Below are 15,567 nucleotides of genomic sequence, written 5' to 3'. Positions count from 1 at the left end.
TCCACTGAAATGAACATCAATTGCCATCGGGTTTAATGGTTTTTAATGATTTAAATCAAATCTGATAAGAAAGCGATAAAACATCTGCCGTTTCTTATCACACGAAAGTGGAAAATATAAAAATTAATAACTATCAATGACTTAAATGATGCATATAAAATAAAATTTTATCAATATCAACGCCCTGATTTTTTACATTAAAAAATAAATCCGTCATAACAAATATTAAATTGGTATAACCTCTTTAACAGAGAATTCTGAGCTGAGTTATGAGACAAAAATCCTGTCAGCGCGGTGTGATATACTCAATAAATGCGGCGCAGGGTAAATACCCTCTGTTTTTATTAGACCAATACCCAGGAGAAAAGATGAGCGACGAAGATTTTTTAACCTCACAGGAAACTCAGGCGCTGGCAGATGAAGTGGCCTGTCTGAAAATGATGGTAACGCTGATTCTGAAAGGCATGGGACAGGCAGATGCCGGTAAGGTGATTATCAACATGGAACGTTATGTGGAAACGCTGGGTGATAAGCCACAGGCTGACGTGTTCAGCAACACCATCAAGCAAATCAAAAAGGCTTACCGCCAGTAAGCCTTATCTCCCCATGGCCGCCCGGACCATGGGGCTATCGCGACCTGTCAGCTATGCGTTTGCCAGTTAATGGAGACGCCCAGCGAAGGCAAGACCTCTTCCGGACTAAAGCGGCGCGTGCCGCGATATTTGTCCGCCAGCGCTGGCTGCGACACCGGAATACGGATGGCAAACAGGTTATCCTCTGATTGAATCAAACCTGGCGTCAACGGCTCGTAGGCTATCCGGTGCTGCTCAAACATCTTTTCCAGCATTGGCGTCGCGGAGCTGAGAATATATTCCATCCCGCTTTGCTCAGCTAACTGAACCGCATGCCAGAGAATCGTCAGCGGCAGCTCATCGTCCACTTCCAGACGCGCAGAGAAGCGCGACATTTCCCAAACTTTTTCATGACTGAACGGCAACACAATGGTTTCATTATGCTCCGGTTCTTGCCAGGGAATCAGTCGGGCACAGCCGCTGATACCATGCCTGGCGCTCCAGGCAATCAGCCAGGTCACATCAGAACGATCGTAGCGATCATATTCCTGTCCCGGCGTAGTGAGTCGCGGGGGAATAGACCAGCCTTCGCCACGAGCAAATACGCTGTAACGATAACTGCCCAACTCCGCCAGCAAGGAGGATGGCATATCCTTTAACTGGGTTTGAATTATTTTCATCATGCGCCCCTGACATCCCCATGTTTGCAATGATTTCTTTGCGCCAGCCTGGCAAAGTTCCGGCGCAGGGTAGACAACTGACTTTAGCGATGAAACTACTAAATTTAGTAGTTGTCTTTTCGCTATATCAGACCAATCGCTGCGGCATAACAGGCAATTTGTGTTTTATTAGAAACATTAAAACGCTTTTGCATGTTCTTCTGATGGAAATTCACCGTGTGTTCAGAGATAGATAAAATAAGCGAAATTTCTGCAGATGTTTTCCCTTCTGCCGTCCATTTGAGTATTTCCAGCTCGCGCTGGCTGAAATCGTTTCCAAGGATGCTCATCGAGTCATCAGCGAAACGCTCCAGCGTACGTAAGCTCAGTTCCGCCAGGAAGTGCAGTTTCACTTCCAGCTCAACGCGTAAGTGTTGAGTCTTACAGGGTTGATGGGACGATATAGATAATATACCAATGGCACGATTAGGTGCCATGGCGGAGCAGGAAAATCCGCTTGCCAGCCCATGCTCGCCCGCTTCTTTCCATAACTCTCCTGCGCCAGTAAAGAGATCGCGCGTCCATTCCACCCCGCGTCCCGGCCGCTGACAGAGCGCCAGCACCGGATCCACAGCAAAATAATTCTGCGCTTCATAGCGTTTAATCCAGCCGTCAGGATAGCTGCTGTAGAGAAAAATTCGCGGCCGGGTAAAGGGCACCGGGTGTTGAATCAAAAATGCATAGCTGTCAAAACCCAGCAATTCCGTCTGTCGCTGTAAAAGCGTTTTTAATTGCAGAGCCCCTGTTAACGCCTGAAATTCTTTTTCTGTTTCGCCATGCCAGACGAAATAATTGTCGGTCGTCATTATTACCTCAGCGTTATCCCCACGCCCATACGCCGTGTTATTCGGTCCGAAAATCACAAAATTAATTAATCTGAGCAAAAATATTGATTGAGAAAAAAACAGGCTGCTGGAAAAAATCAATGACCTCCCGCTGTCATTGCTTTTCCGGAATGGAGTTAACACCGGCCCTTCTCTATCATGTTAAGCACTTTACAGAGTCTTGCTGCGCTTAAGTTTAGAATAGGATTTTTCTGATAGAGATTCAATCGCCATATTCATTGGAAATGCTCAACGGATGGATAAGCGTAAAGCAGAGCTATTAAGAAAAATTCAGCCGCATAACGTAACTGTTTTGTAAACAGAGCGTTAAACAGCCAAAGGTTTTTAGCTTCAGCAAAAATGAAGAGCAAAATGATGGGGCTATTCCGCTTTTTTCCGTTGCCCCGCTGCGGAATTTTCCGCTGCGGCACTTTCGCGCTACTCTTATCCTAAGCCATGCGACAGCGGCCAGCAGTGAGGAAGACGCGGCAGCGACAGCTCTGCCGCTCTGTTGCCTACGCCATCATTGACCAAAGCAGGATCTCCCATGTTGAACCAGTTGGCTTTACCTTTCCTTGTTTTAGGGGGCTGTACGGCCCTGATGATTCTGAAAGATCTTTTTCGCCATCCGCATCCCGTGGCGGTGATGAATATCATCTGGCCGCTGACCGGCTTATATATGCCCTTTTTAGGTTGGCTGGCCTGGTGGTATCTGGGGCGTAAGCCGTCACGTCAGGTAAAACTTTTACTGTTGGCACCACAGAAATTACAGCGTCATGCCGGCTGGCAATCTATTTTTATTTCAACGTCGCTGACTGCCGCCGCCTGTATTTTTGGCAATATAATCACACTTCCGATAATCACCCTGGTAAAGCATTTTACGGTTTTTTCTCCGATCGGCTTGCAGATTATTATTTCCGTGGCGCTGTCACTGTTTATTGGCCTGTTTTTTCAATTTCACGCCATCCGACAGCGTGAAGATCTCTCAATATGGCGCGCCCTGTTGCTGGCATTAAAAACCGAAACCTTTCCGCTGCTGATTTACCAGTCAGGTATTTTTATCTTTATGGCACTGGCCCTGAAATTTGTCCTGGCGCAGCAAATTAATCCGATGCTGCTTGTGTTTTGGTTTATGTTGCAGCTGGCAATGATGATCGGTTTTTTATTCTCCTGGCCTGCCAACCATTTCCTGATCAAACGCGGACTTAATCCGGCGGTGTGAATCTAACGGCAGTAACCCGCGCCGCGCATGCCCAGATGAAAATGCGTGGCATGCGCGGCGTTATAATCAGGACCAAGCGCATTACCGAAACTGTTGCAGCCGTTACGCCATAGCGCCTGCAAAAGCTGCGAGGAAGCGGCGGGTTTGCGCCAGTTTTTACCCACTTCAAGCCAGACGCCATTGCGCAACTGAAAGCCAGTCACGTCCCAGGCGTCGGCGCTGGCATGTTCGCTCAGCCGCCCCTGACTGCGATGATAAATATTACGACAGGCATAGCTGCCGACATGGCTGATGCGCGCCAGCGGGCTGTGAAGTTCGCTCTGCTGGATAATCGCGCTGCTGCGCAGCACATACATGGTGCTGGCGACGGCCATCGGGCAGCTTGCCAGAAAGCTGCTGCTCAGGCTGACCGCACCGAAGCGCTGTATGCGCAGCGGTCGTTGAATCGGACAGGCACCGCGCATCGCAGGCACCTCGCGAAAAGTCACCAGGCCCGCCTGCTGTGCGCGCTGCATCACCGCCAGACAGGCGGCCGGGTCATGCTCCAGCCGCTCAAGCTTATAACGCGTGATCCAGCCCGGCGCATCGGTAACCGAAAGCGGAGTAAACGGATTGTACTGCGCAGGAAGATTGTGTTTAAGCCAGGGTAAACTCCACCAACCGATACCAACCAAAACCACTAACAAAATCAATGCTCGCATGCATCATGCCCTTTGATGACCCCTTTCCTGAACTGGAAGTGTAGAAGATCGGGCTTCGCTAACGCGCTGATGCGTGTTGATCCGCTTAAAAAAAAATCATTCCGGCGAGAGATTGTGCCATGTAAATTTCTTTTGCCAGTGCGCAGGTGATGGAAGCAGCGGTTTGTAAAAAAACAATTACCGGATAATGGCTTTATTCCACTATCTTATGCCGTCTTGCCCCACGGCAGGCTTTATCTAACAGCCAACAGAGCTGACACAACATCAAGACAGGAAAGACAATCTCATGGTTGATCAATCAAACGAAACGTTTCAGGTGCAGGAGAATCCGGAAAAGCTGCGGCGCAGTCTGCATAACCGCCATATTCAGCTGATTGCCATTGGCGGCGCTATCGGCACCGGCCTGTTTATGGGGTCGGGCAAAACCATCAGTCTGGCCGGACCTTCGATCATCTTTGTCTATATGATCATCGGCTTTATGCTGTTTTTTGTCATGCGAGCAATGGGCGAGCTGCTGCTCTCTAACCTTGAATATAAATCCTTTAGCGATTTTGCCGCCGATCTGCTCGGTCCCTGGGCGGGCTATTTTACCGGCTGGACCTACTGGTTCTGCTGGGTGGTCACCGGCATTGCCGATGTGGTCGCCATCAGCTCCTATTTTCAGCTCTGGTTTCCCGGTTTTTCCGTCGGGATGAGCGCCCTGCTCTGCGTGGCGCTGTTTCTGACGCTGAACATTCTTACCGTGAAGTTGTTTGGCGAAATGGAGTTCTGGTTCGCGATTATCAAAATCGTGGCGATTGTGGCGCTGATTATTACCGGCATTGTGCTGGTCTCGCTGCATTACCCTTCGCCGGGCGGTGGTCACGCCGCGCTGAGCAATATCTGGGATCACGGCGGGTTCTTTCCGAAAGGATTAAGCGGCTTTTTTGCCGGTTTCCAGATTGCTGTTTTTGCCTTTGTCGGCATTGAACTGGTAGGGACTGCCGCCGCCGAAACTCAGGATCCGCATAAAGTGTTGCCGCGCGCGATTAACGCTATTCCGCTGCGCATTATTATGTTCTACGTGCTGGCGTTGATGGTGATCATGGCCGTCACGCCCTGGAGCCAGGTGATGGCCGATCGCAGCCCGTTTGTTGAGATGTTTATGCTGATTGGTTTACCGGCTGCTGCCACCATGGTGAACTTTGTGGTGCTGACCTCCGCCGCCTCTTCCGCCAACAGCGGCATCTTCTCAACCAGCCGCATGCTCTATGGCCTGTCACAGCAGGGCGTGGCCCATCGCGGGTTTGGTCGTCTTTCCGCCCGCGCCGTACCCACGACCGGCCTGTTTTTCTCCTGCCTTTGCCTGCTGGGCGGCGTCGGGCTTATCTGCCTGATCCCGGACGTGATGACCGTGTTCACCCTGGTCACCACGGTATCTGCCATTCTGTTTATGTTCGTCTGGACCATTATTCTCTGCAGCTATCTGGTCTACCGCAAAAAGCATCCGCAACTGCACGCCGCATCAAAATTTAAGATGCCGCTGGGCAAAATGATGTGCTGGGTTTGCATCGCCTTTTTTGCTTTTGTGCTGGTACTGCTGACGCTGGAAGAGGATACCCGTCAGGCGCTGATGGTGACGCCGCTCTGGTTTGCGCTGCTGACCATGGGTTGGCTGCTGCGCCGCCGCCAGCAGGCGTAACCGTTCTGATAACCAGCCCGGCTATCAGCGTCGGGCTGGTTATTTACAACCGTGCGCCGAGCCTGCTGAAGGCGGTTTTCAGGCTGGGACGCGGCGAGGCGATACGCCGGGGGTGCGCGGCGGGCTGCTCAGGCGAACCGAGATCGAAAGTAAAGGTATAAGCGGGATCTTCTCCCATCCGCAGATCGGCGATATAAAGCCGCCCTTCCCATTCACGCATCGCATAAAACCCATGGCTGAACCAGGCCACACGCTCCGCATACCAGTCGCCTTTCATGTCACGAAACAGGTTTTCACCGCGCGGCTGCCACTTAACTGCCAGCGCGCGACGCGGCGAAAATAACGACCAGTAACTTTCGCCATAGCGGTCCGGCGCCATCACCACGATGCGCCAGACCAGCGTATTAAAGGCGGTGGGCGTCACCAATACTTTGTCGACGGGAATGCCCTGGCGCGTCAGATCGCTCTTTACCTGCCAGCTGGCGACGCTCTGAATCAGCACACTCCAGACGAGATATAGCGTGCTCAGCGTCAGGCCGATGCGGTTCCAGCGCAGACCTTGTTCCCCTCTGCGCCACAAGGCAACCGCGAGACAAATCAGCAAGGGTAAGGTGTAGAGCGGATCGATGATGTAGATGCTGCCGATCGCATAGGGATAGTCCGTGAGCGGCAGTCCGAGCTGCGTGCCGTAAACCGTCATCAGATCGAGCAGCGGATGGGTAATTAACGCCAGCCAGACTGCCAGCCACCACTGCTGCCAGCCCACCGGCTGGCGAAACAGACCGGCAATCAGCCAGCCGAGCGGCGCCGAAATCAGCGTCAGCCAGAGCAGCGCATGGGTTTCCGTTCGGTGCAACGTCATATTGCGAATGGCATCGCCATGATCGAGAAACACATCAAGATCGGGCAAGGTGCCGCAGGCGGCCCCCGCCAGCGCCGATTGCCAGAGCGGCACGCGTCGCCCCATTGCTGCCATGCTTACCGATGCGCCAAGGACAATCTGCGACACTGAATCCATAAAGTTCCGCCCTGTTTTGCTTGTTGTGAAGGCGCGCACCCGGCAGACGAGGTTTAGCGGATCAGCGCACCCGTATTCCCTCAATAATCATATGCTGAACGTTTTCCAGCGTTTGCTCGAAGAACTGCGCATCGCTCAGCGTCTGGCCCGTCACCGCTTCAACCTGGGTGGCGAAGTCGGCGTAGTGCTGCGTCGTTGCCCAGAGCATAAAAATTAAATGTTGCGGTTGTACGCCTGCCAGCCGACCTTCCGCAACCCACTGTTCGATAATGGCCGCTTTTTCATCTACCAGTTTTTTCAGATCGCCTGCCAGTTCATCCTTCAGCAGCGGCGCGCCCTGCAACATCTCCAGACAGAACAGGCGTGATGCCTGCGGATGGTCACGTGAAACTTCCAGCTTCAGACGAATATAGCGGCGAATCGCCGACAGCGGATCCTGATCGTGGCGCAGCGCACGCAGCGGCGCCAGCCAGACGTCGAGGATCTCTTTCAGCACCGCCACGTAAAGCACTTCTTTTGAAGAAAAATAGTAGAGCAGATTGGTTTTTGAGACATCGGCAAGCTCCGCCACTTTATCCAGGCTGGTGCCGTGAATCCCAAATTGGGAAAAAAGCGTCAGCGCCGCCTCCAGGATCGCGGCACGCTTGGCAGCCACCGCGCGCGCGCGTCTCGTGGGCTTTTTTTCATCGGTTTTCACATGGTTACCTCATTTTCTTCCTGGGCGCATCATAACAAAGGCGCTGAAACATGCCTAATGTCACTGCTGCACCCTTTTCAACCAGACCTGCCTGAAAAGCGTGCAAATTGTTTTTACCAGCTGGTCCATTTCAGACCTTTTGTTCCGTTTTATTTTCTAACTGTTTGTAATTAAAGATAACTTATTTTCTGGCACAGCCTTTGCAATTTCTTTTCTGAGCGCCGCCTCAAGGGAAAATGCAGGATGCAACGCAGCGCGTGAAACAATATCAACCACAGCACGAGGGTTTCACATGAAGATTGGCGTATTTATTCCTATCGGTAACAACGGCTGGCTTATCTCAACCCATGCGCCGCAGTACCAGCCCACCTTTGAGCTGAATAAGGCGATTGTGCAGAAAGCTGAGCATTATCATTTCGATTTCGCGCTGTCGATGATCAAACTGCGCGGATTCGGCGGTAAAACCGAATTTTGGGATCACAATCTGGAATCCTTTACCCTGATGGCGGGCCTGGCCGCCGTTACCTCACGCATTGAAATTTACGCCACGGCCGCTACCCTGACGCTGCCGCCCGCCATCGTGGCGCGCATGGCGGCAACCATCGACTCTATCTCCGGCGGTCGCTTTGGCGTCAATCTGGTGACCGGCTGGCAGAAACCAGAATACGAGCAGATGGGACTTTGGCCCGGCGACGACTACTTTGCCAGTCGCTATCAATACCTCACGGAGTACGTCACGGTGCTGCGCGATCTCTGGGGCACCGGCAAATCCGATTTTAAAGGTGAGTTTTTCACCATGAACGATTGCCGCGTCAGCCCTCAGCCGCAAAAGCCCATGAAGGTGATCTGCGCCGGTCAAAGCGATGCCGGTATGGCCTTCTCGGCGACCTTTGCCGATTACAACTTCTGCTTCGGCAAAGGCGTTAACACGCCAGCCGCCTTTGCACCTACCGCGGCGCGCATGAAGCAGGCGGCGGATAAAGCGGGACGCGAGGTCGGCTCCTACGTGCTGTTTATGATCATCGCCGATGAGACAGACGAAGCGGCACGCGCCAAATGGGAGCACTACAAAGCGGGCGCCGACGAAGAGGCGCTGGCCTGGCTCACCACGCAGAGCCAGCAGGATAAAAAATCGGGCAGCGATACCAACGTCCGCCAGATGGCCGATCCCACCTCGGCAGTGAATATCAATATGGGGACGCTGGTCGGCTCTTACGTCAGCGTGGCGCGCATGCTGGATGAGGTGGCTCAGGTAGAGGGAACCCAGGGCGTGCTGCTGACCTTTGATGATTTTCTGCAGGGCATTGAAGCTTTCGGCGAGCGCATCCAGCCGCTGATGCAGTGCCGCGCCAGTGTGATTGACGCTGCGAAGGAGGTTGCGTAATGAATACGGTTATCTGCGCCCACGCGTCTGATTTGCCCCTGGCCACCTTACCGGCTCGCCCGGAAGCGATCGCTTTCCCGCCGCAGCAGAGCGCGCTGATTGTGGTGGATATGCAAAACGCCTATGCCACCACGGGCGGCTATCTGGATCTCGCCGGTTTTGACGTATCGGCGACCAAACCGGTGATTGAAAAAATTCATCAGGCAGTCACCGCGGCACGCGCGGCAGGTATTCAGATCATCTGGTTCCAGAACGGCTGGGACGATAAGTATGTCGAGGCGGGCGATGCCGGATCGCCGAACTATCACAAATCCAACGCGCTGAAAACCATGCGCAAACAGCCGGAGCTGCAGGGCAAGCTGCTGGCCAAAGGGGGCTGGGATTATGCGCTGGTGGATGAGCTGACGCCGCAACCCGGCGATATCGTGCTGCCAAAACCGCGTTACAGTGGCTTTTTCAATACGCCGCTGGACAGCATGCTGCGCAGCCGCGGCATTCGTCATCTGATTTTTACCGGCATTGCTACCAATGTCTGTGTCGAGTCGACGCTGCGCGACGGCTTCTTCCTCGAATACTTCGGCGTGGTGCTGGAAGATGCGACTTATCAGGCCGGGCCTCCCTTTGCCCAGCAGGCGGCGATTTTTAACATCGAAACCTTTTTCGGCTGGGTCTCTGACGTAAACACCTTCTGCGAAACGCTGAAAAGCCCGGCGTAAGCGCGCGTCACTGTCAACACCATTAACAGGAGAACATATGCCTAAGTCTGTGATTATTCCACCCGGCAGCGGCACGCCCATCGCCCCTTTTGTGCCCGGCACCCTGGCCGATGGCGTGGTTTACGTTTCCGGCACCCTGCCGTTTGATGCGCAGAATAATGTGGTGCATGTCGGCGACGCGGCGGCGCAAACCCGCCACGTACTGGAAACCATCAAGCGCGTGATTGAGACCGCTGGCGGCACCATGACGGACGTCACCTTTAACTCGATTTTCCTTACTGACTGGAGCCACTACGCCGCCATCAATCAGGTGTATGCCGACTACTTCCCCGGCGATAAGCCCGCCCGCTTCTGTATTCAGTGCGGGCTGGTCAAACCGGATGCGCTGGTGGAGATCGCCAGCGTGGCCCACATCGGAAAACAGGAGGCGTAATGCATCTTGAAATCCTGGGTCAGCCGGCAGAGGACGCGCCGACGCTGGTGCTCTCCGCCGGTCTGGGCGGTTCCGCCAGCTTCTGGCTGCCGCAGCTGAACGCGTTAAGCGAGCACTATCGCGTGGTGGTTTATGACCAGCGCGGCACCGGGCGCAGCCCGGATGCGCTGCCTGAAGGCTATACCATGGCGATGATGGCGGCCGAGCTGGCCGATGCGCTGGCGCGCCACAATATTCTGCGCTTTGACCTGATTGGTCACGCGCTGGGAGGATTGATCGGTTTGCAGATGGCGCTGGATTACCCGGATCGGGTCAGACGTGTGGTGGTGATAAACGGCTGGCTCAGCCTGAATTCTCATACCCGCCGCTGCTTTAAGGTGCGTCAGGATTTGCTGCTCAACGTGGGCGTCGAGGCCTTTGTGCGCGCCCAGCCGCTGTTCCTCTATCCCGCTGAATGGCTGTCACGCCATCAGCCGCGCATCGAAGCGGAAGATGCCCTGCACGTCGCGCATTTCCAGGGTACGGAAAACCTGCTGCGGCGGCTGAACGCGTTAATGAGCGCCGACTTCACCCGCAGCGCGGCGCGTATTGCCCAGCCGGTGCTGGCGATTTACAGCCGGGACGATCTGCTGGTGCCCTGGAGCTGTTCTCACGAGCTGGCGGCGGCGCTGCCCAATGCCACCCTGGCGGAGATGACATGGGGCGGACATGCGATGAGCGTCACCGATCCTGATGCGTTTAATCAACTGCTGCTCGACTGGCTAAAGGCGACCGCGTCCGCTGCACTGCCGCAGCACGCGGCCGGTTAACCGGCAAAGGAGAAAAAAATGAGCCTGCATGAAATTGCTGCCCATGCGACAAACGTAGACAAACAGGCGTTTCGCGATGCCATGGCATCGCTGGGCGCCGCGGTAAACATAATTACCACCAACGGCCCGGCCGGACGCGCCGGTTTTACCGCCTCGGCAGTGTGTAGCGTAACCGACGCGCCGCCCACTCTGCTGGTGTGCCTGAATCGTTCAGCCTCGGTTTATCAGGTATTTCGTGAGAACCGCCAGCTCTGCGTCAATACCCTGGCGGCGGGACATGAAACGCTCTCCACGCTGTTTGGCGGCAAAACGCCAATGCCTGAACGCTTTATCGCAGCCGACTGGTCAACGCTGGCGACAGGTTCGCCCATTCTGAGCGGTGCGCTGGCATCGTTCGACTGCAAAGTAAGCCAGATGGTCAGCGTGGGTACCCATGACATTCTGTTTTGCGAAGTGCTGGCGCTGGTGCGTAACGATGAATCGCACGGCCTGGCCTGGTTCGATCGTGGATATCATCATCTGATGCGGCAGGAAGCCCGATAATCCGCTGCTGGCGGCCCCGGCGTGAATCACTTTCTGGAGAAAACGATGGCAAGTTCCTGGTTTCCTCAATGGCAAAAAAGATCGGCAGTGGAAGAAAATGGTCTGATCGCACCCGATGAAACGCTGCCTGTCGGGCAAACGTTGATTCTCGGCCTGCAACATGCGGTCGCTATGTTTGGCGCAACGGTATTGATGCCGCTGCTGATGGGGCTGGATCCCAATCTCGCGATTCTGGTGTCAGGCATAGGCACCCTGCTGTTCTTTATGGTCACCGGCGGACGCATCCCCAGCTATCTTGGCTCCAGTGCCGCTTTTGTCGGCGTCGTGATTGCGGTTACCGGCTTTACGGGACAGGGACTGAATCCCAACCTGAGCGTGGCGCTGGGCGGCGTTATCGCCTGCGGCGTGCTCTATACCCTGATTGGCTTTATCGTGATGAAAGCGGGCACGCGCTGGATTGAACGTTTGATGCCACCCGTGGTGACCGGCGCGGTGGTGATGGCGATCGGCCTTAACCTGGCGCCGATTGCGGTGCATAGCGTCTCTGCCTCCACCTTCGACAGCTGGATGGCGGTGATGACGGTGCTTTGCATCGGCCTGGTTGCGGTATTCACGCGCGGCATGGTGCAGCGCCTGTTGATCCTGATTGGCCTGGTCCTCGCCTGGGCAATTTATGCGTTACTGACCAACGGGCTGGGCTTCGGTAAGCCGGTGGATTTCACGCAGCTGGCGCAGGCGGCCTGGATCGGTCTGCCGCAAATCACGACGCCTGCCTTTGATTTGCAGGCGATGGTATTAATCGCGCCGGTGGCAATAATTCTGGTGGCGGAAAATCTTGGCCATGTCAAAGCGGTCGCCGGGATGACCGGACGCAACCTCGATCCCTGGATCGGACGCGCGTTCGTTGGCGACGGCCTCGCCACCCTCATTTCCGGCATGCTTGGCGGCAGCGGTGTGACGACCTATGCGGAAAACATCGGCGTGATGGCCGTGACGAAAGTTTATTCCACGCTGGCCTTTGTCGCGGCGGCGCTGATTGCGCTGGTGCTGGGCTTCTCGCCGAAATTCGGCGCGCTGATCCATACTATTCCTGGCCCGGTGATTGGCGGTGCGTCTATTGTGGTATTCGGCCTGATCGCCGTTGCAGGGGCGCGCATCTGGGTACAAAACCATGTGGATTTCAGTCAGAACGGCAACCTGATTATGGTGGCTACTACGCTGGTACTCGGGGCGGGCGATTTCGCGCTGAAGATTGGCAGCTTTACGCTGGGGGGAATCGGTACGGCAACCTTTGGCGCCATTATCCTTAATGCCATTCTTTGTCGACGCGGCACGGCGCTGTTTGGCACTGATATTATACGCCAGAATCGTTAGTCTCTCTTCGGGTTAACCGCCGGGTTTTCCCGGCGGTTGGCGATGCTCAATTGGCCCGGAGCAGCAGATTAAGATTTATTGCTGCTCCTTCCCCCTTTTTCACCCGCCTTTGAGGCGCGCTGCGGATCGTTTTTAAAGTTACCGCCGCTGTTTTTGCCTCCTTTACGTCCGGCTTCGGCGGCTCTTTCACGATCTTCCGCGAAATTACCTGATCCTCCACGATGTTGAGCCATTATTTCCTCCCGTAGAGTTTTTAGCATCATGTATTGAAACTTTTCACCACTGCCGTTCGATGAAAAGCAGTGGCCGCAACAGGCATGAGAACGACGTCAGCCATGTTTACAGGTTAGCCGCTTTCTTCTGACACAGTGGAATAACCGCCCATAAAAACAAATAAAAGTCTAAAAATTCATTTAAATGCAAAATTTTATATCAAAGGCACCAGGCATGGATGGTTTTTACCAGAATTGCGCGTACTGCCTGCTCACTCTCTCGCCAGCCACACCCGCAAAGCTCTTCTATACTTCTGTTTACTCATTTAAAACCAGTCAGGGAGTTCTGCATGGCCAAAATTCTGGTGCTCTACTATTCAATGTATGGACATATCGAAACCATGGCGCAAGCTGTGGCAGAAGGCGCCCGGAAAATAGACGGCGCGGAAGTCACCATCATGCGCGTCCCGGAAACCATGGATGCAGAGCGTTTTGCTCAGGTTGGCGGCAAAACCGATCAGCCTGCGCCAGAGGCAAAACCGGAAGATTTACCGAACTATGACGCCATTCTGGTTGGCACCCCGACCCGCTTTGGCAATATGTCAGGTCAGATGCGCACCTTCTTTGACCGCACCGGCGGTCTGTGGGCGTCCGGTGCGCTCTACGGCAAGCTCTCCAGCGTTTTCACCTCCACCGGCACCGGCGGCGGACAGGAACAGACCATCACCTCTGTCTGGACCACTCTGGCGCACCACGGCATGGTGATTGTGCCTATCGGCTATGGCACGCCAGAACTTTTCGATATTTCACAAGTACGTGGCGGCACCCCTTATGGCGCAACCACGATGGCAGGCGGCGACGGTTCGCGCCAGCCCACGGAACAGGAATTAACCATCGCTCGTTATCAGGGCGAATATGTCGCCGGACTGGCGGTTAAACTTGCAGGATAATCCCCCAACAGGAGATCATTATGGCTACAGATCAATCGAAAGCGCATCACGTCGGCGAATGGGCCACCTTACGCCACACTTCGCCGGAAATTGCGGAAGCCATTTTTGAAGTGGCGAACTACGATGAAGCGCTCGCCGAGCAAATCTGGGAACAACAGGGAAATGACGAAGTGCTGTTTCGCGCCTTCGACAAAACCGATCAGGATGTCCTGACCTGGGATGATAAGCAGGTAGAGCGTAAAAATATTTAAGCACAAGGCGGGTTTTTACCCGCCTTAGTTTTATCCTTCATCGGGGGCTTTCTATGTCATCTTACCAAAGCGTGAATCCTGCCAATAATCAGCTGTTAAAAACCTGGCCCGAGCATGATGCAGCCTTTGTCAGCCAGGCGCTGGAGAAGGCCGATCGGCTTTACCACTCTGCCTGGAGCAAAGGCGATATTCAGCCGCGCCTGCAGGTGCTGAAAAAACTGGCGGATCTGATTGATAATCAGGTGGACGAGCTGGCTGCTATCGCCAGTCGGGAGATGGGCAAGCTGATTGCTCAGAGTCGTGGCGAGGTCAAAATCTGTGCGCAAATCGCCCGCTATTATGCCGAGCATGGTGAAACCTTTCTGAAGCCGCAGCCTTATCCCAGCGAACTGGGAGAGGCCTGGGTGGAATACCATCCTGTGGGCACGCTGGTTGCCGTCGAGCCGTGGAACTTTCCTTATTACCAGCTGATGCGCGTGCTTGCGCCCAATCTGGCGCTGGGCAATCCGGTACTGGCGAAACATGCCAACATCGTGCCGCACTGCGCAGACGCGTTTGAAAAGCTGGTCGCGAAGGCGGGTGCGCCGGAGGGTGCCTGGACTAACCTGTTTGTCACTACCGACCAGATCGCCGATCTGATTGCAGACGATCGTGTTCAGGGCGTGGCGCTGACCGGTTCAGAACGCGCCGGCAGCGCGGTTGCGCAACAGGCGGGTAAATATCTGAAGAAATCGACTCTGGAACTGGGAGGCAATGATGTCTTCGTGGTGCTGGACGATGCGGATATCGATGAAGCCGTGCGTCAGGGTGCCCAGGCGCGTTTAAGCAACTGCGGCCAGGTCTGTACCGCAGCGAAACGCTTTATCCTGCATGAAAAAATTGCTGACAGCTTTCTGACGAAATTTACCGCCGCTCTGCAATCGGCCATGCCCGGCGATCCGCTGGATGAAAAAACCACGCTTGGTCCCCTCTCTTCGATGGATGCGCGCGACCGTTTGGTTAAACAGGTGGATGAGGCGGTCAGCAAGGGAGCGAAAGCGATCTGCGGCGGTAACAAGATTGAAGGCGCAGGCTGCTACTATCAGCCGACCATTCTGACGCAGATTACCCGCGACAATCCCGCTTATTTCCAGGAATTTTTCGGCCCGGTGGCGCAGGTTTATGTGGTCAGGGACGATAGCGCCGCCGTGGCGCTCGCTAACGACTCCCATTACGGCCTCGGCGGCTCGGTCTGGACGCGGGATATCGCACGCGGGAAAACCATGGCGTCGCAGATAGAGACCGGTATGGTGTTTATCAATTCCCAGAGCGATACCGCGGCTGAATTGCCGTTTGGCGGCGTGAAGCGTTCGGGTTACGGGCGTGAACTCTCCGATCTCGGCATCAAAGAGTTTGCCAATCAGAAACTGGTGGTGGTTGCCGGTCAGTAAAACGAAAAAAACCCCGTCAGCACGGGGTTTT

At 54.6% G+C, this 15,567-nt stretch carries 18 protein-coding genes; 12 read left to right on the top strand and 6 right to left on the bottom strand.

From position 1 onward, the window contains the following. Positions 1-368 precede the first annotated feature (368 nt). Entirely contained in the window at positions 369-593 is a 225-nt protein-coding gene (locus ABU178_RS07745) for a DUF2594 family protein (protein ID WP_397213544.1), read from the top strand. A gap of 47 nt (positions 594-640) precedes the next feature. Here the strand turns inward: ABU178_RS07745 and ABU178_RS07740 are convergent, their stop codons facing one another. Together ABU178_RS07740 and sdiA are read right to left on the bottom strand one after the other, a co-directional pair. Then, positions 641-1,252, bottom strand: coding sequence for an acyl-homoserine-lactone synthase (locus ABU178_RS07740; protein WP_397213542.1), 612 nt, complete (start codon positions 1,250-1,252; stop codon positions 641-643). Between the two features lie 122 nt (positions 1,253-1,374). Continuing rightward, positions 1,375-2,097: a transcriptional regulator SdiA gene (sdiA, locus tag ABU178_RS07735; protein WP_397215739.1), complete on the bottom strand. Its 723-nt coding sequence runs from the start codon at positions 2,095-2,097 to the stop codon at positions 1,375-1,377. Positions 2,098-2,662: 565 nt separating this feature from the next. Between sdiA and ABU178_RS07730 the strand changes: the two genes are divergently transcribed. After that, positions 2,663-3,337: a DUF4396 domain-containing protein gene (locus ABU178_RS07730; protein WP_397213540.1), complete on the top strand. Its 675-nt coding sequence runs from the start codon at positions 2,663-2,665 to the stop codon at positions 3,335-3,337. Between the two features lie 2 nt (positions 3,338-3,339). Here ABU178_RS07730 and ABU178_RS07725 read toward each other — a convergent pair whose 3' ends face one another. Beyond that, the gene (locus tag ABU178_RS07725; protein WP_397213538.1) at positions 3,340-4,038 is read right to left on the bottom strand and encodes an extensin family protein; all 699 of its coding nucleotides are present in this window, start codon (positions 4,036-4,038) and stop codon (positions 3,340-3,342) included. A 286-nt stretch (positions 4,039-4,324) separates the two neighbouring features. On the opposite strand from ABU178_RS07725, the gene cycA reads away from it, so the two are divergent. Further along, positions 4,325-5,719 (top strand): D-serine/D-alanine/glycine transporter, encoded by a 1,395-nt coding sequence (cycA, locus tag ABU178_RS07720; RefSeq protein WP_397213536.1) that lies wholly within the window; start codon positions 4,325-4,327, stop codon positions 5,717-5,719. A 43-nt stretch (positions 5,720-5,762) separates the two neighbouring features. Here cycA and ABU178_RS07715 read toward each other — a convergent pair whose 3' ends face one another. Both ABU178_RS07715 and rutR read right to left on the bottom strand, forming a co-directional pair. After that, positions 5,763-6,737: a metal-dependent hydrolase gene (locus tag ABU178_RS07715; protein ID WP_397213534.1), complete on the bottom strand. Its 975-nt coding sequence runs from the start codon at positions 6,735-6,737 to the stop codon at positions 5,763-5,765. 61 nt (positions 6,738-6,798) lie between these two features. After that, entirely contained in the window at positions 6,799-7,434 is a 636-nt protein-coding gene (gene rutR, locus ABU178_RS07710; protein WP_397213532.1) for an HTH-type transcriptional regulator RutR, read from the bottom strand. A 292-nt stretch (positions 7,435-7,726) separates the two neighbouring features. Here rutR and rutA point away from each other — a divergent pair, with 292 nt between their 5' ends. Genes rutA through rutG form a run of 6 tightly spaced genes read left to right on the top strand, consistent with a single transcriptional unit; the run spans position 7,727 to position 12,693 of the window. Then, positions 7,727-8,818, top strand: a complete 1,092-nt coding sequence (gene rutA, locus ABU178_RS07705; protein ID WP_397213531.1) for a pyrimidine utilization protein A — start codon at positions 7,727-7,729, stop codon at positions 8,816-8,818. A gap of 38 nt (positions 8,819-8,856) precedes the next feature. Further along, positions 8,857-9,534 carry a pyrimidine utilization protein B gene (gene rutB, locus ABU178_RS07700; protein ID WP_397215738.1) on the top strand — a complete coding sequence of 226 codons (678 nt, stop codon included), beginning with the start codon at positions 8,857-8,859 and terminating at the stop codon, positions 9,532-9,534. Between the two features lie 37 nt (positions 9,535-9,571). Continuing rightward, positions 9,572-9,967 carry a pyrimidine utilization protein C gene (gene rutC, locus ABU178_RS07695; RefSeq protein WP_397213529.1) on the top strand — a complete coding sequence of 132 codons (396 nt, stop codon included), beginning with the start codon at positions 9,572-9,574 and terminating at the stop codon, positions 9,965-9,967. Continuing rightward, entirely contained in the window at positions 9,967-10,776 is an 810-nt protein-coding gene (rutD, locus tag ABU178_RS07690) for a pyrimidine utilization protein D (protein ID WP_397213527.1), read from the top strand. Before rutC ends, rutD begins: the two co-directional genes overlap by 1 nt. An 18-nt stretch (positions 10,777-10,794) precedes the next feature. After that, on the top strand, positions 10,795-11,319 hold the full coding sequence (gene rutF / locus ABU178_RS07685) for an NADH-dependent FMN reductase RutF (protein WP_397213525.1): 525 nt from the start codon (positions 10,795-10,797) through the stop codon (positions 11,317-11,319). Between the two features lie 45 nt (positions 11,320-11,364). Beyond that, positions 11,365-12,693, top strand: a complete 1,329-nt coding sequence (gene rutG / locus ABU178_RS07680; protein ID WP_397213523.1) for a pyrimidine utilization transport protein G — start codon at positions 11,365-11,367, stop codon at positions 12,691-12,693. A gap of 68 nt (positions 12,694-12,761) precedes the next feature. Here the strand turns inward: rutG and ABU178_RS07675 are convergent, their stop codons facing one another. Next, positions 12,762-12,926 carry a con-10 family general stress protein gene (locus ABU178_RS07675; protein WP_312836933.1) on the bottom strand — a complete coding sequence of 55 codons (165 nt, stop codon included), beginning with the start codon at positions 12,924-12,926 and terminating at the stop codon, positions 12,762-12,764. 329 nt (positions 12,927-13,255) lie between these two features. Between ABU178_RS07675 and wrbA the strand changes: the two genes are divergently transcribed. Genes wrbA through ABU178_RS07660 form a run of 3 tightly spaced genes read left to right on the top strand, consistent with a single transcriptional unit; the run spans position 13,256 to position 15,536 of the window. Next, positions 13,256-13,855, top strand: coding sequence for an NAD(P)H:quinone oxidoreductase (gene wrbA / locus ABU178_RS07670; protein WP_397213521.1), 600 nt, complete (start codon positions 13,256-13,258; stop codon positions 13,853-13,855). A gap of 20 nt (positions 13,856-13,875) precedes the next feature. Beyond that, the gene (locus tag ABU178_RS07665; protein ID WP_397213519.1) at positions 13,876-14,106 is read left to right on the top strand and encodes a YccJ family protein; all 231 of its coding nucleotides are present in this window, start codon (positions 13,876-13,878) and stop codon (positions 14,104-14,106) included. A gap of 53 nt (positions 14,107-14,159) precedes the next feature. After that, on the top strand, positions 14,160-15,536 hold the full coding sequence (locus ABU178_RS07660; protein ID WP_397213517.1) for an NAD-dependent succinate-semialdehyde dehydrogenase: 1,377 nt from the start codon (positions 14,160-14,162) through the stop codon (positions 15,534-15,536). Positions 15,537-15,567: the final 31 nt, after the last annotated feature.

This window comes from Pantoea osteomyelitidis (genome assembly GCF_044342975.1).
In the GTDB taxonomy this organism is placed as follows: Bacteria; Pseudomonadota; Gammaproteobacteria; order Enterobacterales; family Enterobacteriaceae; genus Pantoea; species Pantoea osteomyelitidis.
Note: the sequence above shows the minus strand (reverse complement) of the source record. Positions and strands in the feature narration are given on the sequence as shown.